This window comes from Streptomyces huasconensis, assembly GCF_021028635.1.
Lineage (GTDB): Bacteria > Actinomycetota > Actinomycetes > Streptomycetales > Streptomycetaceae > Streptomyces > Streptomyces huasconensis.
On the sequence record NZ_CP086119.1, the window covers coordinates 3,027,181 to 3,047,446 of the forward strand.

A 20,266-nucleotide genomic window follows, 5' to 3' on the forward strand; every position below is an offset into this window, starting at 1 on the left:
GGGACGGTCGCGCGAGGGCGGGCCGCGCCGAATTCCGCGGAAGCTGGCACAGTGGTAAGGGGAACGATTGGGTTCCCCGTACCGTTGGGCAGGCTGAGACTGTGCGGGAGGAGAAGCGCATGACCCTGGATCGGTTGGTATGCGCGAACTGCGCGGCGCCCGTGAGTGAAGGCCGCTGCCCCGTGTGCCGGGCCAATCGCGCGCGCATGCAGCAGGAAGGGCCCTTCGCGGGCCTCAATCCCGCGACACTGATAGCGCTGCTCGTGGTGTTGATCGCGGCGGTCGCGCTGCTGGCGCACCAGTCCGCGTAGGACGACGAAAGAAGGGCCCGGAGCTTCGTGAAGCTTTGGGCCCTTCTTCGTACGACTGCGCGGGCCGCACAGGCCGTATGTGCCGTACGACGTCCGCGTGAGGTACGGCACGTACAGACCGTACGTGCCGTACTCCGCCTACGCCGTCACGCGCGTCGGCGCCTGGGATCAGGCGGCGGCGCCGCGGTTGCCGACGAGGCGCGGCAGGATGCGGAAGCCGATGCCGCCGGCGATCATCGTGGCGGCGCCGATCACGAGGAAGGTGGTCTCGGCGGCGCCGGTCTCGGCCAGCTCGCCCTTGTCGCCGCCCTTGCCGCTGCCCGTGTTGCCGCCCTGCTCGACCGGCGCGGAGCCGGTGTCGGTCAGGCTGTCCTTGGCCTTGCCCTGCTCGACGGGGACGGAGCCGCCGCCGTCGGGGCCGGTGTCGTTGCCGCCACCGCCGTTGCCGCCGCCGTTGTGGCCGCCGTTGCCGTTGTTACCGCCGTTGCCGTTGCCGTTGTGGCCGTTGTTGCCGCCGTTGCCGTTGTTTCCGCCGTTCCCGTTGCCCGGCTCGGTCGGGTCCGAGGTGGGCAGCGGCGGGTCCGTCTCCTCGGGCGGCTCCGTCGGGTCCGTCGGCTCACCGGTGGGCTCCGGCGGGTCCGTCGGCTGCGGGTTCGTGGGCGTGTCCGTCGGGATCGTCGTCGGGTCGTCGTTCGGGACGTCGACATCGACGTCCACGCCGACGCCGGTCTCGTCCGCGTGGGCGCCCGCGCCCACCCCGCCGAGGTCGACGCCGACGTCGAGGGCCGAGGCGGCACCCGCGGCGGTCAGCGAGGCACCGGCGGCGATCACGGCGCCCGCGGCTATCCGCGCGATACGGATGCGCGTCTTCTTGGTCATCAGGCTGCTACCCCCAGTAGCTGAAATGTCAGTGAGGCAGCGTCCGGGGCGGCATTCGCCGGGGGCGATCGTTCCGGCCCCCACAGGTCCCACGCACCCCGCTGTTACGCATACCGCGCGCTAGCCTTTCCACTTTTCAAGGCAGCGTCAAGGTCGTTGCGTGCGCGATGCCCGATATGAGAGCAGTTGCCCGTCGTCGGGAGATGTGACTGTGACGTAAAAGGCAACTGCCGCCTCTTGGGCAGCAGTTGCCTTGTCGATAAAGCCGCTCAGAGCGGGTTTTTACTTCTCCTGCTGCTTGCGCCAGCGAATTCCGGCTTCCAGGAAACCGTCGATCTCGCCGTTGAAGACGGACTCGGGATTGCCGACCTCGAACTCGGTACGGAGGTCCTTGACCATCTGATACGGGTGCAGGACGTACGAACGCATCTGGTTGCCCCAGGAGTTGCCGCCGTCGCCCTTGAGGGCGTTCATCTTCGCCTGCTCCTCCTGGCGGCGGCGCTCCAGGAGCTTCGCCTGGAGGACGTTCATCGCGGTCGCCTTGTTCTGGATCTGCGAGCGCTCGTTCTGGCAGGAGACGACGATGCCGGTCGGCAGGTGGGTCAGGCGGACCGCGGAGTCCGTGGTGTTGACGCCCTGGCCGCCGGGGCCCGAGGAGCGGTACACGTCGACGCGCAGCTCGCTCTCGTCGATCTCGATGTGGTCGGTCTGCTCGACCACGGGAAGGATCTCGACGCCCGCGAAGGAGGTCTGGCGGCGGCCCTGGTTGTCGAAGGGCGAGATGCGGACCAGGCGGTGGGTGCCCTGCTCCACGGAGAGCGTGCCGTAGGCGTACGGGACGTTGACGGCGAAGGTGGTCGACTTGATGCCGGCCTCTTCCGCGTACGACGTCTCGTACAGCTCCGTCTTGTAGCCGTGGCGCTCCGCCCAGCGCAGGTACATGCGCTGGAGCTTCTCGGCGAAGTCGGAGGCGTCGACGCCGCCGGCCTCCGCGCGGATGGTGACGACGGCCTCGCGGGAGTCGTACTCACCGGAGAGGAGGGTGCGCACCTCCATCTCGTCGAGGGCCTTCTTGACGGCGGTGAGCTCGGACTCGGCCTCGGCACGGGTGTCCGGGTCGTCCTCCTCCTCGGCCATCTCGAACAGCACGCTGAGGTCGTCGATGCGCCCGCGCAGCGCCTCGGCCTTCCTGACCTCCGCCTGGAGGTGGCTCAGCTTGCTGGTGATCTTCTGCGCCGCCTCCGGGTCGTCCCACAGGCTCGGTGCGAGCGCCTGCTCCTCGAGCACGGCGATATCGGCCCTCATCTTGTCGAGGTCCAGGACGGCCTCGATCGACTCCATGGTCGAGGAGAGGGACTTGAGCTCTTCGGATACATCGACGACTGCCACGACTCCAGCGTAACGGCTGCGGCAACCGTCCCCGCCCGCCGTGGGCCCTCGGGGCCCCGGCGCCCGGCGCTCAGGGGGTCGGAGGCGCCGAGTTCCCGCTGTCCGGGGGCGCGTCCTCGCCCGAGGTCGCCGCCCACGTGCCCACGCCCGCGGCCGCGATCAGGACCACGCCCGCCACGCCCAGCGTGATCCGCCGGCGCCGGGCGGAGGCGCGGTGCTTGGCGGAGCCGGGCCGGGCCGCACCGGCCGCCCGGGGGACGCGGGCCGTGCCGCGGGCGCCGCCCGCCAGCTCGTCGGGGCCGGGGACCCGCATGGAGGTGTGGGTGTCACGGTTGGAGTCCGCGGACGCCGGGCCCGGCACCAGGGGCACCGCCCCGCGCCTGGGGGCGGCGGCGCGCGGCTCGGGGGCCGGGGCCGCGTCGTCGTACGCCTCCTCGGCCGCGGAGGGCTCCGTGTCCGGCTCGTCGACGTCCAGCGGCGGCATGCCCGCGATCAGCGGCAGCAGCTCCCGCAGGCGTGCGGCCAGCTCGGAGGCGCGCAGCCGGGACGCCGGGGCCTTGGCGAGGCACTGCACGAGGAGCTGCCACAGCTCCTCGGGGATGCCCGGGAGCGGCACGACCGTCTCGGTGACGTGGCGCCGCAGGACCGCGCCCGGGTGCCCGCCGCCGAACGGCGTGAAGCCCGCGAGCAGCTCGTACAGGACGGTCGCGAGGGCGTAGATGTCGACGGCCGCGCGCGGCGGCAGGCCCTCGATGATCTCGGGGGCGAGATAGTCCGGGGTGCCGATGATCTTCGTCGCGCGGGTCCGCCGCGGGGAGTCGATCAGCTTGGCGACGCCGAAGTCGGTGAGCAGCGCGGGGTGCGCCCCGCCGGGGCCGAGGGGGCCCTGCATGTCCAGGAGGACGTTCTCGGGCTTGACGTCACGGTGCACGATGCCCGCAGCGTGCGCGGCGGCGAGGCCGTCGGCGACGTCCGCGACGATGGCGACGGCGGCCTCGGGCGCCATGCGGCGCTCGCGGTCGAGGCGGGTGCGCAGGTCCGTGCCGCGGACGAGGTCCATGACCAGGGCCAGGTCGTTGCCGTCGACCACCAGGTCGTGGACGCCGACGACGCGCGGGTGGTCGAGGCTGAGCAGGGCCGTGCGCTCCTGGACGAAGCGGCCGACGAGTTCCTGGTCGGACGCCAGGTCCTCGCGCAGCAGCTTGATGGCGACGGGGCCCTCGGGCCCCTCACCGAGCCACACCGTGCCGGCGCTGCCACGGCCCAGGATCTGGTGGGCGGTGTACCGGCTGCCGATCTTGCGCGTCAAGACTGCTCCTACGGATGCGTGTTGGCGACAAAGCTACGCGTCCTTGCCGCCAACCTTCACTCCGGGAGCCGAAATCACCCTGCCGATGTCGACAAATCCCCAGAACCGCCCGCGCGCTAGTTGGCGCCGAGCTTGCCGATCCAGCCGCTGACCGTGTCGTACCAGTCCGTCAGCTGCTCCCAGTAGCCCTTGGTCGTGCCGATCCAGTCCTGGAGCGGGCTGAACTCCCAGACCAGCCAGCTCGCCACGAAGAGGATGACGAGCGTGAACAGGCAGCCCTTGAGGCAGCCGAGGCCCGGGATCTTCATCGGGTTGGCGCTGCGCTGCCGGGGCTGCCTCGGCTCGCGCGGCGGGCGCGGGGCGGGCTGCTGGGGCGGCGGCGCCTGCGGGGGCGCCGCGTACTGCTGCGGCTGGTGCTGCGGCTGCTGGTACGGCTGCGGCGCGGGTCGCTGCTGCGGGCGTCTGCCGCGGGGCTGCTGCGGCGCGTACTGCTGGGGGCGCGGCTGCGGCTGCTGCGGTTCGGGGCGGGCCACCTGGCGCTGGGGCCGCCTGCGCAGCGGGTCCTGGTCGGGGTCGAGGTACTGGACCTGCGTCTGGTCGTTGCGGTCGCGGGCCGCGCGCATCTGGTTCTGCCAGGGGTGCGGCTCGTTCGGGTCGGCGCCGGGGGTGCTCGGCGGGACCGGTGGCATGACCTCGGTCGGGTCGGCGGCGCCGGTGTTCGGCAGGACGGACGTCGGGTCGGCGTCGCCGGGGCCGCCGGTGTTGCGCATGACGCTGGTCGCCGCGTTCGGGTCGTACGGGCCCGCCGTGTTCGGCAGGACCTGGGTGGGGTCGGCGGCGCCGGGGGCCTCCGGCACGGGGGCCGGGGCCGGGTCGGGCATGAGCAGGGCGCCCACGCCCTCCGCCGCGGTGATCTGCGCCGGGGTGGAGTGCACGCCGATGCCCTCGGCGACGACACGCAGGCCGCGGGCGAGGTTCTCGGCGCTGGGGCGGCGGTCCGGGTTCTTGTCCAGGCAGCGCTCTATGACCGTCCACAGCGGGTCGGGGACGGTCGAGGGGCGGCGCGGTTCGGCGCTGAGGTGCTGGTGCAGGACCTCCAGGGCCGAGCCCCCGCCGAACGGCGGACGGCCGGTGACCAGCTCGTACAGCAGGATGCCCGCGCCGTAGATGTCGACGGCGCTGGTCTGCGGGCGGCCCTCGGCGGACTCCGGCGCGACGTACGCGGGCGTGCCGACGAACTCCTGGGTGCGGGTGAGCCCCGGGGAGTCGGCGAGGCGCGCGATGCCGAAGTCGGTGAGCATCGGGTGCATGCCCCCGGCATCCTGCTTGAGCAGGACGTTCGCGGGCTTCAGGTCGCGGTGCACGACGCCGTCGGCGTGGCTCGCGGCGAGGGCGTCGGCGATCTGGGCGGTCAGCAGGGCCGCCGCGACCGGCGTGAACGGGCCGTTCTCGCGCAGATAGCGGTGCAGGTCGGGGCCGTCGACCAGGTCCATGACCAGGGCGAGGAGGTCGCCCTCGACGACGAGGTCGCGCGTCCTGACGATGTTCTCGTGGGTCAGCCTGAGCAGGACGGACCGCTCCCTGAGGAAGCGCATCACGACGTCCGCGTCGTTGGCGAGTTCTTCCTTGAGGACCTTGATCGCGACCGTCTCGCCGGGCTGGCCGGGAACGGCCGCCTCGGCCCCCGCGGTCTCCCGCTGGCGGGCTCGCCAGACGGTGCCCGTGGCGCCGCGTCCGAGCGGCTCCTCGAGCAGGTACTTGCTGCCTACCGGCCGCACGTCATGCGCTCCCTGCTGGTCTGGCTGGTCCCCGCCGGACTGGTCCTGTCCGGTCCGGTCCGGGGGGCTGTCGCTGTCCGAAGGTGTTCCGACCCACTGTAGTGCTGCCGCCGGGGCCGCCGGCCGATCGGAATCCGACCGTTCTCTTGTCCGCAGGGAAGACGCCTGCCCGTGGCCATTGGTTGCCGCGGCGTCGTCCGCAACGGTCCAAGCAGGCACTTTTCCGAGCAGAGCCGACCAATCAAGATCACTTACCGGTGGCCGCCGGGCGTGTTGTCGGCGGCAGGTGCGAAGATGCCTCCCGTACTGGCCGACGTGCCCGTGTGCGGTGGGGGGAAACACAGCGCGAGTCCCCGTGCCGGGCGCCCAGCGCAGAAGGGACCGCTGACGGCGATGCAGATCCGGCTGACCGTCCTCGGGCCGCGCAGCGGCCAGACCGAGCAGCAAGGCCGCCCGGCCGGGGCGGCGGGGGCCCACGGCTCCTGTGACGTCCTGGTCACCGCCCCCGCGGGGACCGCGCTCGCCGCCGTCGCCTCGGGCCTCGCCACGGCCGTCGCGGGCAGCGACAGCCCCCTGGTGCTGTACGCGGGCCCCGAGCGGCTGGACGCCCAGCGGTGCACGCTAGGTGAGCCCCCCTTGATCGACGGCGCGGTGCTCTCGCTGGGCGCGCCCGCCGAGCCGGGGCCCGAACCGGCCGGTGCGGCGGCGCAGTTGCACGTGGTGGCGGGTCCCGACGCGGGCGGCGTCCATCTGCTGCACGGTGGCCAGATCCGGGTCGGCCGCTCCGCGGACGCGGACGTTCCGCTGGACGACCCCGACGTCTCCCGGATGCACTGCGCGGTCACCCTCGCGGCGGACGGCCTCGTCACGGTCACGGACCTCGGCTCGACGAACGGCACCTCCGTGGACGGCAGGGAGGTCACCGACCGTCCCGTGCGGCTCGCCCCCGGCTCTCTGCTGCGCATCGGCGAGTCGGCACTCCGGCTGGCGGACGGCGCCCTCACCCCGGCCCTCACGACCGCCCCGGACGGCGAGGGCCACGTGCGCGTGCGGACCGCCGAGACGCCTCAGCCGGCGTTCCCGGCCCGGTCCGGCCCCGCGCAGGGCCCCGCCCCGCACACGTACGGCTCGGCGCCGTGGGGAGCGGCGGTCGGCGACCGCACGGCCGGGGCGTACGGAGCTTCGGACGTGCACGGCGGCACCCCGGGGGCGTACGGCGGCGACCCGGGCGCCCCGCCCGCCCAGGGCGGCGCCCCCGACGAGGCCACCCGTGTCGGGACCCCCCTGCGGGGGACGACGGTCCCGCGCGGCCTGCGCAGGCGCGGCGGCCTCTCCGCCTGGGCGCGGCGGCTGACGGGCGGCCGGGACAGCGGCCACGACCAGGGCGCACACGCCGACCCCGGGGAGTACGACGACGCGTACGGCAGCGGTTTCACCGGCTTCGGCGCCCCCGAGCCCACCCCCGAGGAACTGGCCGTGGCCGCCGCCGCGCGGACGCCCGAGTCCTGGCCGGACCCCGCCACCCTGCTGCTCACCGCGCTCGGCCCGGGGGCCCGCCTGTGGGAGCGCGGTCCGGACCACCCGGAGTCCCTCGCGGTGCGGCTCGGCACGGTCGACCGGGTGGGCCCCGACGACGGGGGGCCGCTGCCCGCGGTACCCGTCACCGTGAGCCTGCGCGAGGCGGGCGCGCTCGGTCTCGCCGGGCCCCGGGAGCGGCTGACCGGGCTGGCCAGGGCGGTCGTCGCCCAGCTCGCCGCGCTGCACTCCCCCGACTGCCTGGAGATCGTGCTGATCAGCACGGACCGCGCGCGCACCACCGCGGAGCGCACCGCGGAGTGGGCCTGGCTCGGCTGGCTCCCCCATCTGCGGCCCACGCACGGCCAGGACTGCCGCCTCCTGCTCGCCTACGACCGCGACCAGGCGGCGGCGCGCACGGACGAGCTGATCCGCCGCCTGGACGACCGCATCGCGGACAGCGCGGGCGGCACCGACGGCGTCGACGGTGCGGGGGTGAGCGCCGACGGCGGGGCGGCCGCCGCGGAGCCCACGTCCCGGACCGTCGTCATCGTCGACGGCGACCCCGGTTCCGCCGGGCTGCGCGAGGCCGCCGTCCGGCTCGCCGGTGAGGGCGCGCGGGCCGGCATCCACGTCGTGTGCCTCGCCGAGACCGAGGCCGCCTCGCCCGCGTCACCCGTCCTGGACACGTACGAAGCCGCCTGCTCGGTCTCGCCCCCCTTCCGCGCGTGCGGTGCCGTGGCGCTGCTCAGCGGGGACGTGGCGACGGCGCTGCGGCTGATGCGGACGGCGGGCGGACGCCCCGCGGGGCACGGCACCGTCGCCGCGCTGGACGCGGTGTCGCGGGCCTGGGCCGAGCGGTTCGCGCGGGCGCTGGCGCCGCTGCGGACGGACGGCACGGCCGGTGAGGGGCACGCGCGCGTGTCCGCGCCGCTGCCCCAAGCGGCCAGACTGCTGGACGAGTTGGGCCTCGCCCGGGCCACGCCCGCCTCGCTGATGGCGCGGTGGGCGGCGGCCGCGGACGACCCCGAGGCGCTCGGCGGGCGCGCCACCGCCGTGCTCGGCGCGGGGCCGCGCGGACCCGTCGTCGCGGACCTCGCGGCCGACGGGCCGCATCTGCTCGCCGAGGGCCCGGCCGGCAGCGGGCGCACCGAACTGCTGCGTTCCCTCGCCGCGTCGCTGGCCGCCGCCGAGCGGCCCGACCGGCTCGGCATCGTGCTCGTCGACGGCCGGGACAGCGGCGGTGGAGGCGCCGGGCGGCAGGGCGCGGGGCTCGGCGTCTGCACGGACCTGCCGCATGTCACGACCCACCTGGTGGCCAACGACCCCGTGCGCATGCGGGAGTTCGCGCAGTCTCTGGCCGCCGAGCTGAAGCGGCGGTCCGAGCTGCTCGGCAGGCTCGGGTTCGCCGAGTGGCACACGCGGCGGGAGGTCTCGGGGCGGATGGTGGCGCAGCGCTCGCCGTCGTCCTCCGGGGCGTCCGGTGGCGGCGTGGGCGGTTCCGCCGCCGCCGGGTCCGCGCAGCCGTCCGACGGTGATCTGGACGTGCCGCCCAGTTCCACGATGCGGCTGCGGCCCATGGCGGCGCGGCAGCGGGCCGAGCCCGGGCCGCCGCTGCCCCGGCTCGTGGTGCTCGTCGACGACTTCGACGCACTGCTCGCGCCCGCCCTCGGCTCCCCGGGGCGACCCGCGGCCGGTTCGGTCGTACGCGCCCTGGAGGCCGTCGCGCGGGACGGCGAGCGGCTCGGCGTGCACCTCGTGGCGACCACGGCGCGAAGTGAGCGGATGCCGGAGACCGAGCTGTGCCAGCGGGCCTCGCTGCGGGTGGTCCTCGACGCGGTGACGGCCGGGCCGGAGGAGCCCGCGCCGGGCCGGGGCGAGCTGCGTTCCCCGGACGGCAGGGCCACCCCCTTCCAGGCGGGGCGGGTCACCGGCCGGATTCCGCGGACGGCGACGCTGCGGCCCACGGTGGTGCCGCTGGAGTGGGAGCGGATGGGGGACCCGCCGGCGCGGCGGCCCGTCCGTGAGCTGGGGAACGGGCCCACGGATCTGGCCCTGCTGGCCAGTGCGTTGGAGCGGGCGGCGCGGTCGGTCTCGGCGGATCAGGTGCCGTCGCTTTTGTAGGCGGGGGTGGGGCGTGGTTTCGGGCGGTTGCTCTCCGCTGGTCGGCTGCGGGTTCGTTCTGGCTGGGCGCGCAGTTCCCCGCGCCCCTGGGGGGCTGCCCGCCCCCGAGGCGGTGGACCTGGTGCCCCGCCCTGCACCACGAAGACCGCCGCCGTCAGTCCGCTGCGGGTTCGTTCTGGCTGGGCGCGCAGTTCCCCGCGCCCCTGGGGGGCTGCCCGCCCCCGAGGCGGTGGACCTGGTGCACCGCCCTGCACCACGAAGACCGCCGCCGTCAGTCCACTGCGGGTTCGTTGTGGCTGGGCGCGCAGTTCCCCGCGGCCCTGGAGGGGGCTGCCCGCCCCCGAAGAGTGAACCTGGCGCACCACCCCCGCGCCACGAAGCCGACCGCCGTCCGTCGGGGCCGGGTGCGCAGTTCCCCGCGCCCCTGCGGGGCGTTTCAGCGGATGTCCGCCCCGTACACCCGCTCCACCTCCATGGTGATCAGCACGCGCCGTTCCCTGACCATCACCGCGCGGTATTCGTCCCAGTCGGGGTGTTCCCCCGCGGCGGCGCGGTAGTACTCCACCAGTGCCTCGACCTCGGGGCCGTGCGGGTCGGTGCCGGGGCCGGTGAGGGTGGCCGTGCCCTCGGCGGTGGCCCAGGCCATGCCGTCGGGGTGGGTGACCTCCAGTGCGGCGCGGGCGTCGCGGCGGAGGTTGGTGATCTTGGCGGTGCCCGCGGTGGTCGACACCTGGAGGCGGCCGGTGGCGCGGTCGTACGCCGGCTGGACCGGGGAGAGCTGCGGGCGCCCGTCGGACTTGATCGTGGCGAGGACGCCGAGGCGGCTCTCGGCGAGCAGGGCGTGCGGGTCGAAGGAGCCGTCGGTCGCTTCAGTCATGCCCGGCTCAACCGGCGGGCGGGGTTCGCCTATTCCCACCAGTGGTGTGACATGGCGTGGCAAGGGGTGATGACGGCACGTCACAACGCCATCACGATCTACGAGTTGACACCGCAGGCCATCTTGCCGCCCCTCCCCGCGCGGGCGTAGACCAGAGCGCACGGGACTCGTCAGGGAAGAGAACGGGGCAGTGATGCGCAGCACTCTTCGCAGTACACGCAGGACACCGCGGCACCGGCGTACCACCGCCAGAATCGCCTCAGCCGTCGTCGCGGGCGCGCTCGCGCTCACCGTCACCGCGTGCGGCGGCGACGGCGACGAGGGGGACAAGACGGACGAGGGCGGGGGCAAGGACACCGGTTCCACGGTCCAACTGCCCAAGCTGGACGGCGAGACCGTCTCCGTGTCGGCCGTGTGGGGCGGCTCGGAGCGCAAGGTCTTCCTGAAGGTGCTCGACGAGTTCGAGGAGAGGACGGGCGCCAAGGTCTCCTTCGTTCCCGCGCAGGACCCCATCATCAGCTTCCTGGAGTCGAAGGTGGCGGGCGGGCAGCCGCCGGACGTCGCGATGCTGCCGCAGGTCGGGGCGATCGAGCAGGCGGTGGCGAACAAGTGGGCCAAGCCGGTCGGCCCCGAGGCGCAGAAGCAGCTGGAGAAGAACTACGCCAAGGGGTGGCAGAACCTCGGGGTGGTCGACGGCAAGCAGTACGGCGTGTACTTCAAGGCCGCCAACAAGTCGCTGATCTGGTACAACACGCGGGTCTTCGAGAACGCGGGGGTGAGCGAGCCCAAGACCTGGGACGACTTCATGAAGACGGCCCAGACGGTCTACGACTCCGGGGTGCCGCCGGTATCGGTGGCGGGCGCCGAGGCGTGGACCCTCACCGACTGGTTCGAGAACATCTACCTCTCCCAGGCGGGTCCGGAGAAGTACGACCAGCTCGCCCAGCACAAGATCAAGTGGACGGACCCGTCGGTCAAGGAGGCACTGACCACGCTCGGCGAGGTGTTCGGGAAGAAGGGCTTCGTCGCGGGCGGCGCCGACGGCGCGCTCCAGACGGAGTTCCCGGCGTCCGTGAAGCAGACCTTCAAGGGCGGCGACCAGCCCGGTGCGGGCATGGTCTTCGAGGGCGACATGGTCTCGCTGCCGATCTCCGAGACCAAGGCCGAGGTGGGCAAGGACGCCAAGGTGTTCCCGTTCCCGGCCGTGGGCGCGGAGTCCCCGGCGGTGGTCGGCGGTGACGCGGCCGTCGCGCTGAAGGACAGCAAGGGCGCGCAGGCGCTGCTGACGTATCTGGCGTCGCCGGACGCCGCGCGGATCTGGGCGGAGGCGGGCGGCTTCATCTCGCCGAACAAGAACCTGGACCTGGCGGCTTACCCGAACGACGTGCAACGCGACATCGCCAAGGCGCTCATCGCGGCGGGCGACGACATCCGCTTCGACATGTCCGACCAGGCCCCGCAGTCCTTCGGCGGCACGCCGGGCAAGGGCGAGTGGAAGGCGCTGCAGGACTTCCTGAAGGACCCGCAGGACGTCGAGGGGACACAGAAGACGCTGGAAACGGCCGCCGCCAAGGCCTACAAGGACTGACGCGGTGGCGACCGCGAACGCCGGGGGCACCCCGAAGGCGGTGCCCCCGGCTCCGACTCCGCGCAAGAGCGTGACCGGCACCCGCAGGCTGGTGGCGGTGCTCTTCCTGCTGCCCGCCCTGGTGCTGCTCGGCGCGCTCGTCCTCTACCCCATCGGGTACTCGCTGTTCCGCAGCTTCTTCGACTCGTCGGGCGACTTCACGGCGTTCGGCAACTACAAGACGCTGTTCACGGACGACAGCATCCTGACCGCCATCAAGAACAACGCGATCTGGGTGGTCGTGGCGCCGACGGTGGCGACCGCGCTCGGCCTGATCTTCGCCGTGCTGACCGAACGGGTCCGCTGGGGCACGGCGTTCAAGCTCGTCATCTTCATGCCGATGGCGATCTCGATGCTCGCCGCGGGCATCATCTTCCGGCTCGTGTACGAGTCGGACCCCGACCGCGGGGTGGCCAACGCCGTCGCGGTGAGCGTGCACGACACGTTCGCCGAGTCGTCGGCGTTCCCGCAGGCGCATCCGGCGATGGACTCGCCCCTGAAGGCGGCCGGCGGCGGCGCGTTCATCACCAAGGAGCCGGTGCGGGCGGGCGAGCCGGTGGCGCTGGCGCTGACGGGCGTACCGCCGAACCAGCTGCCCGACGACGCGAAGGCCGCGAAGCCCGCGCAGGCCGACCCGGACAAGGTCACCGGCATGTCCTGGCAGGACTTCACGCGCGGCAAGGGCCGGGGCAAACCCAACGCCCCCGACCCCGCCGAGTTCGGCTACGCGGGCATCAGGATCGAGGCCGTCAAGGGCGGTGAGGTGGTCGCGTCCACCGAGGCGGCGGCGGACGGCACCTTCGCGCTGCCGAAGGAGGCGGACGGCGCCCACCTGCGCTTCCCCGCCTCGAACTTCCGCGAGCCGTACAACGGCGTCGACTGGCTCGGCCCGTCCCTGATCACGCCCGCGGTCATCGGCTCGTACCTGTGGATGTGGGCCGGTTTCGCCATGGTCCTGATCGCGGCGGGCCTCGCGAGCGTGCCCCGTGAACTCCTGGAGGCGGCCCGCGTGGACGGTGCCAACGAGTGGCAGGTCTTCCGGCGGGTGACGGTGCCGCTGCTCGCGCCGGTCCTCGCGGTGGTCCTGGTCACGCTCATGATCAACGTACTGAAGATCTTCGACCTGGTCTTCGTGATCCCTCCGGGGTCGTCGAAGGACGACGCGAACGTCCTCGCGCTCCAGCTCTACAACTCCGCGTTCGGCGACCGGGACGCGGGGGTGGCGAGCGCCATCGCGATGCTCCTGTTCCTGCTGGTGATCCCGGTGATGCTGTTCAACATCCGGCGCATGCGGCGGGAGGCACGGCGATGACGACGAACCGGGTGGAGATCGTCAAGGCCAAGCAGTCCCTGGGCGGGCGCGTCGCCTCCGCGCTGGGCGGGACCGCGCTGCGCGTGTTCCTGGTGCTCGTGGGCCTCTTCTGGCTGATGCCGACGGTCGGGCTGCTGATCGGTTCGCTGCGGTCCTCCGCCGACATGAGCGAGAGCGGCTGGTGGAAGGTCTTCGGCGCGCCCTCGCAGCTGACGCTGGACAACTACGCGAACCTCCTCAAGGACGAGACGATCACCGACTCGCTCCTGGCCAGCGTCATGATCACCGTCCCGGCGACGCTGCTCGTCGTGCTGCTCGGCTCCCTCGCCGGGTACGCGTTCGCGTGGATGGACTTCCCGGGCCGCGACTGGTGGTTCATCGGCGTGGTCGGGCTGCTCGTGGTGCCGGTGCAGGTGGCGCTGGTGCCGATCGCCGATCTCTTCGGCAAGATCGGCATCTTCGAGACGACGGTGGGCGTGGTCCTCTTCCATGTGGCGTTCGGCCTGCCGTTCGCCGTCTTCCTGCTGCGGAACTTCTTCGCGGAGATCCCCCGCGAACTCCTGGAGGCGGCGCGGCTCGACGGGGCGGGTGAGCTGCGGCTCTTCCTGCGGGTCGTGATGCCGCTGGGGGCGCCGGCGATCGCCTCGCTCGGCATCTTCCAGTTCCTGTGGGTCTGGAACGACATGCTGATCGCCCTGATCTTCGCCGACTCGCAGAATCCGCCGATCACGGTGGCGCTTCAGCAGCAGGTGCGGTTCTTCGGCGACAACGTGCAGATTCTGGCGCCGGGGGCGTTCATCTCGATGGTGATTCCGCTGGCGGTGTTCTTCGCGTTCCAGCGGCAGTTCGTTACGGGGGTGATGGCGGGGGCGGTGAAGTAGCCCGGTGCGCCTTGGGTGCGTTTGTGGGGCGGGGCCGCGGGGGTATGTCCGTGCTCGCCATCTTGGTGCGGGGGTTCTGCTGCTTCGGGGACGTCATGACCACCACTGTGCTCCGCGCGCACATACCCCCACGTCCCCTCGCTTGCGTACGCGGGTGCGGGCCCGCGTCGGCTCGGGGGGGGCGGGGATGCGGGGGGGGGTGCGTACGCGGGTGTGGGGCCGCGTCGGCTCGGGAGGCCCCGGGGCGTGGTCCGCTGCTCCGTGCGGGCCGAATCTGGGGGGGTCGTGGGGGAGAAACGGGGCGCGGAGCGCGAGCTCTGGTCGCAAAATGGGCAAAGTGGATAAATGGACCGCATTGGTTTCACGCCACCCCGCCTTCCCGGGGCCCCGCCGCACCTCGTCCGGCGGCTGCGCGCCACCGTGCGCAGCACGCGGTTCCGCCTGGAGCGGGCCGCCGCCGGGCACGTGTCGCGCGCCGCGCCGCCGCTGACGCCCGTGCACCTCTCGCTCCGCGACAGCCGCACCCTGAACCTCGCCCTCGCCGCCGGGAGCACCGGGCCGTCGGACCGCGCCCGGCTGCTGATCACCCGCGGCCGCCGCCGGCTCGCCGTCCCCCTCGCCTACGAACGGCACACGGCCGCCGTCCCGCTCCTGACCGCCACGGCCACCCTGCGCGACATGCGGGACGGCGTGTGGCGGCTGACCGTCGAGACGCGGGGCGCCGACGGCCGCGTACGGCGTCGGGGGCTCGCGCCCGTCGAGGACGGCGCGCCGCCCGCGACACCCACCGTGCCGTGCGCCCCCGACCCGCTGACCGGAACCCTCGTACGGATCGTCCGGTCCCGCACCGGGCGGGCCGTGCTCCAGGCCACGCGGTCCCGGGCGCGCGCGGAGCTGGTGCGCTTCGAGCCGCGCGGGGACGGGATCACCGTGCACGGGCGGTTCATCGGGGCGGCGGCCGGGCCGGTGTGCGCGGAGGCCGTGCGGCGCAGGGACAAGGTCGTCGTACCCGTCGACGTCGCCGTGCGCGGCGGAGCGTTCACGCTGTCGGTGCCGCTCGGCGCGATGACCGGGGCCGGTGCCGGGCAGTGGGTGTGGGACTTCCGGGTGGCGGGGCTGCCGCTCGGCCGGTGGCTGACGGACGTGCGCGACCCCTCGGCCGCCTGCCCCACGCCCTTCCGGGTCTTCGCGCTGCCGGAAGGGGCACTGGTCCGGGCGCACGCCCACTTCACCCGGACGGGCGCCTTCGCGGTGACGTGCCGGGACATCAGCCACCTCACGCGGGAGCCCGCCAAGGAGACCTCATGAAGATCACGTACCTGCTCGGGTGGGGGGACGAGATGGGAGGGACGGAGCTGGCCACCTACACCCAGGCCGCGCACCTCGCCGAACGCCCCGGCATCGAGGTCGAGGTCGTCTCCGTCTTCCGGACCCGCGCCGAGCCGTTCTTCGCGGAGGCCCGCGCCCTGCCCGTGCGGTATCTCGTGGACCGCACGGTGACGCCCGAACGGCCGGTGCGGGCGACGGAGTTGGACGCCTCCGCGTGCCGCACGCTCGCCGCGCTGCCCAGCGAGCTGATCCGGCCCGCCTGGGAGGACACCTTCGACCGGCTCTCCGACATCGAGCTGACCGCCGCGCTCTCCGCGATCGACACCGACGTGCTGGTGACCACCACGCCCGCGCTGCTGGCCGCCGCCGTGACGCTCGCGCCCGCGCGCGTCGTCACCGTCCACCAGGAGCACCGCCCCACCCAGCGGCGCGGCCCCTCCGGTGAGCCGCTGCTCCTGCACGCGCCGCGCCTGGACGCCCTGGTCACCCTCACCGAACGCACCCGGGAGTGGATCGCGGAGTCCCTCGGGCCCACCGCGCCCGAGCTGGCCGTCATCCCGAACGCCGTGCCGGACGGCTTCCGGCCGCGCGCGGACGGCGAGAGCAAGGTCATCGTCATGGCGGCGCGGCTGACCGGCGAGAAGCGCGTCGACCATGCGGTGCAGGCCTTCGCGCAGGTCGCCGAGGCGCATCCGCAGTGGCGGCTGCGGATCTTCGGCAGCGGCCACCGCGAACGGCATCTGCGCCGCCTGGTCGACGGGTTCGCCCTGCACGACCGGGTCGAACTCCTCGGCCCCTGTCAGGACATGGCCGCCGAATGGGCCAAGGCGGGGCTGAGCCTGATGACCGCCGGGCACAACGAGGCGTTTCCGCTGGTGCTCCTGGAGGCGCTCGCCGCCGGGGTGCCCGTCATCGCGTACGACGTGCTGACCGGGCCCGCCGAGATCGTGCGGCACCGCGTCGACGGGCTGCTCGTGCCACCGGGAGAGGTCGGCGAACTGGCGCGCGCCATGGACGAGTTGATGAGCGATGACGCGACCCGGGGCGCGTACGCCCGCGCCGCCCGCGAAGGCGTCTACGCCCGCTTCTCCTCGGCGGACGTCACCGCGCGCTGGGAGGAGCTGTACACGCGGCTCGTGGCGGGACGGGAGCTGCCCGAGCGGCTGCGCGGGCGTGCGGACCGCGTGGCGCTCGGCGTCGCCTCCGGCGGCTGCGGCTTCCGGCCGACCGCGCCGCACACCTTCGACGCCGCGGCCGCCGCCGACGAGCGGGCCCGCGAGGACGAGATCCTCGCCGCCGACCCGACGGGCCGCGTCATCCGCTCGGTGGGCCGCCTCGCCGAGCGGCGCGACGACGTGCTCGCCCCGCGCATGGCGGAGTGGAACCTCGAACTCACCGCCTCCGCCCTGGAGGCGCAGGACGTGCCCTACGTCCTGGTCCGCACCCCCGACGGCACCGCCCACACCTTGGCGGTGGCCGCCGACGACCAGGACCGCGCGCTGAAGGCCCTGGCCGCGGCGTTGCGCGGGCAGCCGGTCTACGCCGAGCTGGTCAACCCGCGCGACGCGGCGCCCGGAGTCGTCCTCGCCGAACGCCTGGACTCCATCGGTGCCCTGTCCGGCGTCAAGGTCTTCAAGCCGGTGACCACGACCACCCTGTCGCTGCGGCACGGCGCGGGCCTCGCCTGCACGGTGGCGTTCTGGCCCCGCACGCCCCAGGGCACCCCCGCCGCCGAGGACGGCTTCCGCGCGCCCTTCGGGACGACGCTGGCCGGCGCGGTGCTGCCCTCGCTCACCCCGACGGCGGCCCTGCGGGTGGCGGACCGCGACTACCCGACCCTCCAGGTGTTCACCGAACTCCTCGTCAGGGACGTCGACTTCCCCATCGACGCCGTCTACACCTGGGTCGACGACTCCGACCCCGAGTGGCGCGCCCGCCGTGACGCGACGCGCGGCGGCGGCCGGCGGGAGTCGGCGGACGACGGGGCCGTGCGCTTCCGCAACCGCGACGAGCTGCGCTTCAGCCTGCGCTCGCTGGCGATGTACGCGCCGTGGGTGCGGCACGTGTACCTCGTCACGGCCGGGCAGGTCCCGGAGTGGCTCGACCGGGAGCACCCCGGCCTGACGGTCGTCGACCACCGCGACCTGTTCGCCGACCCCGACGCGTGTCTGCCCACCTTCAACTCGCACTCCATCGAAAGCCAGCTGCACCGCATCGAGGGCCTGTCGGAGCACTTCCTGTACTTCAACGACGACATGTTCCTCGGCCGCCCCGCCGGCCCGGACCTGTTCTTCCTCAGCAACGGCCTGCCCCGCTTCTTCTGGTCCTCGCAGTCCGTGCCCGCCCTGCCCCTCTCACCGGACGACGAGGGCTATCTCGCGGCGGCGAAGAACAACCGCGAGCTGCTGCGCGCCGCCTTCGGCAGGACCACGACGCACAGCTTCTTCCACGTGCCGTACGCGCTGCGCCGCAGCATCCTCACGGAGATCACCGAACGCTTCCCGGAGGAGCTGGCGGCCACGGCCCGCAGCCGCTTCCGCTCCGTGGGCGACCACTCCCTGGTGTCGTCGCTGCACCAGCACTACGCGTACCTCACCGGGCGGGCGGTGCCGGGCACCATCTCGTACGACTTCGTGGACATCGGCGACCGCGCCGACCACGCGCGGCTCGGGCGGCTGCTGCAGAACCGCGACCGGGCGGCGTTCTGCATCGGCGAGTCGCCCGACAGCGGCATGGCCGACGAGGAGATGGCGCTGGCGATCAGGTCGTTCCTGACGGCGTACTTCCCGGTGCGCTCGCCCTACGAACGCTGAGACGCGGGCGTGAACAGCCGCCGGACGACCCGTTCGGCGGCTCTCCCGTCGTCGTAGGGGCAGAAGCGGGCGCGGAACGCCGACCGCAGCCGCGCCGCTTCCGGGGAGTTCCAGCCGCCGTCCCGGAAGAGCCCGGCCAGTTCGTCCTCGGTGGTGGCCACCGCGCCCGGGGTCTCGCCGGGCCGCCCGGAGAGCAGGTCGAAGTAGGTGCCGCGGGCGAGGCGGTAGGCCTGCCAGTCGGGGGCGTACGTCACGATCGGGCGGTCCAGGCAGGCGTAGTCGAACATCAGGGACGAGTAGTCCGTGACGAGGGCGTCGGCGGCCAGGCACAGCTCCTCCACGCGCGGATGCCCGGTGACGTCGATGATGCGCGGGTGGGCGTCGAGCCCGGCGTCGGCGCCGTAGAAGTAGTGGGCGCGCACCAGCACGACGTACTGAGGGCCGAGCCGTTCGGCGAAGCGGCGCAGGTCGAGGCGGGGCAGGAAGCCCTTCTGGTAGTCGCGGTGGGTGGGCGCGTACAGCAGTACGGTCTGCCCGTCCTCGACGCCGAGCCGCGCGCGGATGCGGGCGATCTCCTCGTCGCCCGTCGTGAAGTACACGTCGTTGCGCGGGTAGCCGGCCTCCAGGGCCTCGTACGCGGCGGAGGGGTAGACGCGCTCCCAGATCTCCGTGGAGTGCGGGTTGGCGGAGAGGCTGAAGTCCCACTGGTCGGTGTGGTCCAGGACCTTCTGGAAGCTGATGCCGTGCGTGCCCGCCGGGTAGCGGCGCTGGTCCAGGCCCATCTTCTTCAGCGGGGTGCCGTGGTGCGTCTGGAGGTAGACCTGTCCGGGCCGCTTGGTGAAGCCGCCGGGGAAGCTGGAGTTGTTGATGAGGTACGTCGCCCTGGCCATCGCCTCCCAGTAGCGCCGGGAGCCTTCGACGACGTACTCGATCCCGGCGGGCACCTTGTCCCTGTGGCGTCCGGAGACCACCCACACGCCCCGGATGTGCGGGGCCAGTTCGCGGGCCTTGGCGTGGATCGCGGCGGGGTTGCAGGAGACCGCGCGGTTCCAGTAGGCGCCGTAGACCGCCAGGTGCGGGTCGAGGGAGCGGTACCGGTCGGCGCGGTAGGCGGCGCGCATGGCGTGGGCGCGCAGTTTCTTCTTCTGCCGCTTGAGGTGCCGGGTCACGCGCAGGCGCCGCGACTCGGCCTTGCGCAGCCCTTCGTAGGCGGCGTAGGAGGCGGCGGCGAGGGCCTTCTCGCCGGGGTCGCGGGGCTCGGTGCCCTCGGGCGCGTACGCGCGGTGGACGCGGGCCGCCTCGCGGAAGAAGTCGCGCCGGTCGCTCGCGCGGACCCGTCCCGGGTCGTCCAGGACGGCGAGCAGGTGGGCGGCGGCGTGCGGCAGGAGCCGGGCGCGGTCGGCGGCCCCGGCGGCGGCGAGGAGTTCGCCGTACCGCCCGATGACGGCGAAGTGGTGGCGGCCCGGCGTCGTGGAGAAGCTGCCGCCGCGCCGCTCGCGCCAGCGCACGCAGGTCCGGTCGAGGACGGCGATCCGCTCGCCCGCGCGCAGGGTCGCGGTGTGGACGGGCACCACGTCCTCGTAGGCGGCGTCGGAGAAGGCGAGCCGCTGCGCGCGCCAGAAGTCGCGGCGGAAGAGGCGGTTCCAGGCGGCCGGGGCGGCGGCCAGCGGGTCGTCCGCGCGGGGGGCCGTGGCGGGGCGGACGGTCTCCCACCAGTCGACGCGGTCGTGTCCGAAGAGCAGGACGTCCGGGTCGCCGTGGTCGGTGAGGGCCGCGTCGAGGGCTTCGAGGGCGCCCGGCAGGAGCAGGTCGTCGCCGTCGAGGAAGAGGAGGTGGCCGCCGGTGGCGCGGTCGGCGCCGATGTTGCGGGCGGGTCCGGTCCCCGCCCGGACGGGGAGGCGGATCAGGCGCACGCGCGGGTCTCGCTCCGCGTACTCGGCGGCGATCGCGGCGCAGGCGTCGGGCGAGGCGTCGTCGACGACGGTCAGTTCGAGGTCGCCGAAGGACTGGCTGAGCACCGACTCCAGGCAGGCGCGCAGGTAGCCCTGGACGCGGTGGACGGGGACGACGACCGAGAAGCGCGACATGTCAACCGACCGTAGCCAGCCGGGCACCCCCTGTC

Annotated in this window: 13 protein-coding genes; 7 read left to right on the forward strand and 6 right to left on the reverse strand. The window is 73.6% G+C overall.

From position 1 onward, the window contains the following. The first annotated feature begins 119 nt into the window (after positions 1 to 119). Positions 120 to 311, forward strand: a complete 192-nt coding sequence (locus J2N69_RS13695) for a hypothetical protein (RefSeq protein ID WP_127910297.1) — start codon at positions 120 to 122, stop codon at positions 309 to 311. A gap of 168 nt (positions 312 to 479) precedes the next feature. Here the strand turns inward: J2N69_RS13695 and J2N69_RS13700 are convergent, their stop codons facing one another. The 4 genes from J2N69_RS13700 to J2N69_RS13715 form a co-directional block, all read right to left on the reverse strand. Next, on the reverse strand, positions 480 to 1,190 hold the full coding sequence (locus J2N69_RS13700; protein ID WP_230900996.1) for a hypothetical protein: 711 nt from the start codon (positions 1,188 to 1,190) through the stop codon (positions 480 to 482). A gap of 282 nt (positions 1,191 to 1,472) precedes the next feature. Continuing rightward, positions 1,473 to 2,579, reverse strand: coding sequence for a peptide chain release factor 2 (gene prfB, locus J2N69_RS13705; RefSeq protein WP_230900997.1), 1,107 nt, complete (start codon positions 2,577 to 2,579; stop codon positions 1,473 to 1,475). A gap of 70 nt (positions 2,580 to 2,649) precedes the next feature. After that, entirely contained in the window at positions 2,650 to 3,888 is a 1,239-nt protein-coding gene (locus J2N69_RS13710; protein WP_230900998.1) for a serine/threonine-protein kinase, read from the reverse strand. 116 nt (positions 3,889 to 4,004) lie between these two features. Beyond that, positions 4,005 to 5,666: a serine/threonine-protein kinase gene (locus J2N69_RS13715; protein WP_230900999.1), complete on the reverse strand. Its 1,662-nt coding sequence runs from the start codon at positions 5,664 to 5,666 to the stop codon at positions 4,005 to 4,007. A gap of 393 nt (positions 5,667 to 6,059) precedes the next feature. On the opposite strand from J2N69_RS13715, the gene J2N69_RS13720 reads away from it, so the two are divergent. Next, complete coding sequence (locus J2N69_RS13720; RefSeq protein ID WP_230901000.1) at positions 6,060 to 9,305, forward strand: FHA domain-containing protein; 3,246 nt, start codon at positions 6,060 to 6,062, stop codon at positions 9,303 to 9,305. A gap of 436 nt (positions 9,306 to 9,741) precedes the next feature. Here the strand turns inward: J2N69_RS13720 and J2N69_RS13725 are convergent, their stop codons facing one another. Further along, positions 9,742 to 10,182 carry a PPOX class F420-dependent oxidoreductase gene (locus tag J2N69_RS13725; protein ID WP_230901001.1) on the reverse strand — a complete coding sequence of 147 codons (441 nt, stop codon included), beginning with the start codon at positions 10,180 to 10,182 and terminating at the stop codon, positions 9,742 to 9,744. Positions 10,183 to 10,375: 193 nt separating this feature from the next. On the opposite strand from J2N69_RS13725, the gene J2N69_RS13730 reads away from it, so the two are divergent. From J2N69_RS13730 to J2N69_RS13750, 5 genes are all read left to right on the forward strand, one after another. Beyond that, entirely contained in the window at positions 10,376 to 11,770 is a 1,395-nt protein-coding gene (locus J2N69_RS13730) for an ABC transporter substrate-binding protein (protein WP_230901002.1), read from the forward strand. A gap of 70 nt (positions 11,771 to 11,840) precedes the next feature. Further along, entirely contained in the window at positions 11,841 to 13,121 is a 1,281-nt protein-coding gene (locus tag J2N69_RS13735; protein ID WP_230904717.1) for a carbohydrate ABC transporter permease, read from the forward strand. Beyond that, the gene (locus J2N69_RS13740; RefSeq protein WP_230901003.1) at positions 13,118 to 14,002 is read left to right on the forward strand and encodes a carbohydrate ABC transporter permease; all 885 of its coding nucleotides are present in this window, start codon (positions 13,118 to 13,120) and stop codon (positions 14,000 to 14,002) included. The genes J2N69_RS13735 and J2N69_RS13740 overlap by 4 nt, the downstream gene beginning before the upstream one ends. A 345-nt stretch (positions 14,003 to 14,347) precedes the next feature. Beyond that, positions 14,348 to 15,310, forward strand: coding sequence for a hypothetical protein (locus J2N69_RS13745; RefSeq protein WP_230901004.1), 963 nt, complete (start codon positions 14,348 to 14,350; stop codon positions 15,308 to 15,310). Continuing rightward, entirely contained in the window at positions 15,307 to 18,144 is a 2,838-nt protein-coding gene (locus J2N69_RS13750) for a stealth conserved region 3 domain-containing protein (RefSeq protein WP_230901005.1), read from the forward strand. Before J2N69_RS13745 ends, J2N69_RS13750 begins: the two co-directional genes overlap by 4 nt. Here J2N69_RS13750 and J2N69_RS13755 read toward each other — a convergent pair. Continuing rightward, positions 18,132 to 20,231: a bifunctional glycosyltransferase/CDP-glycerol:glycerophosphate glycerophosphotransferase gene (locus tag J2N69_RS13755; protein ID WP_230901006.1), complete on the reverse strand. Its 2,100-nt coding sequence runs from the start codon at positions 20,229 to 20,231 to the stop codon at positions 18,132 to 18,134. The genes J2N69_RS13750 and J2N69_RS13755 overlap by 13 nt on opposite strands. Positions 20,232 to 20,266: the final 35 nt, after the last annotated feature.

What these genes read in the sequence shown, in the direction of transcription:
- J2N69_RS13730 (WP_230901002.1), top strand. Translation starts at nt 10,376, where the DNA reads ATGCGCAGCACTCTTCGCAGTACACGCAGGACACCGCGGCACCGGCGT.
- J2N69_RS13700 (WP_230900996.1), bottom strand. Translation starts at nt 1,190, where the DNA reads ATGACCAAGAAGACGCGCATCCGTATCGCGCGGATAGCCGCGGGCGCC.
- J2N69_RS13755 (WP_230901006.1), bottom strand. Translation starts at nt 20,231, where the DNA reads ATGTCGCGCTTCTCGGTCGTCGTCCCCGTCCACCGCGTCCAGGGCTAC.
- J2N69_RS13740 (WP_230901003.1), top strand. Translation starts at nt 13,118, where the DNA reads ATGACGACGAACCGGGTGGAGATCGTCAAGGCCAAGCAGTCCCTGGGC.
- J2N69_RS13750 (WP_230901005.1), top strand. Translation starts at nt 15,307, where the DNA reads ATGAAGATCACGTACCTGCTCGGGTGGGGGGACGAGATGGGAGGGACG.
- J2N69_RS13725 (WP_230901001.1), bottom strand. Translation starts at nt 10,182, where the DNA reads ATGACTGAAGCGACCGACGGCTCCTTCGACCCGCACGCCCTGCTCGCC.
- J2N69_RS13695 (WP_127910297.1), top strand. Translation starts at nt 120, where the DNA reads ATGACCCTGGATCGGTTGGTATGCGCGAACTGCGCGGCGCCCGTGAGT.
- J2N69_RS13720 (WP_230901000.1), top strand. Translation starts at nt 6,060, where the DNA reads ATGCAGATCCGGCTGACCGTCCTCGGGCCGCGCAGCGGCCAGACCGAG.
- J2N69_RS13745 (WP_230901004.1), top strand. Translation starts at nt 14,348, where the DNA reads ATGGACCGCATTGGTTTCACGCCACCCCGCCTTCCCGGGGCCCCGCCG.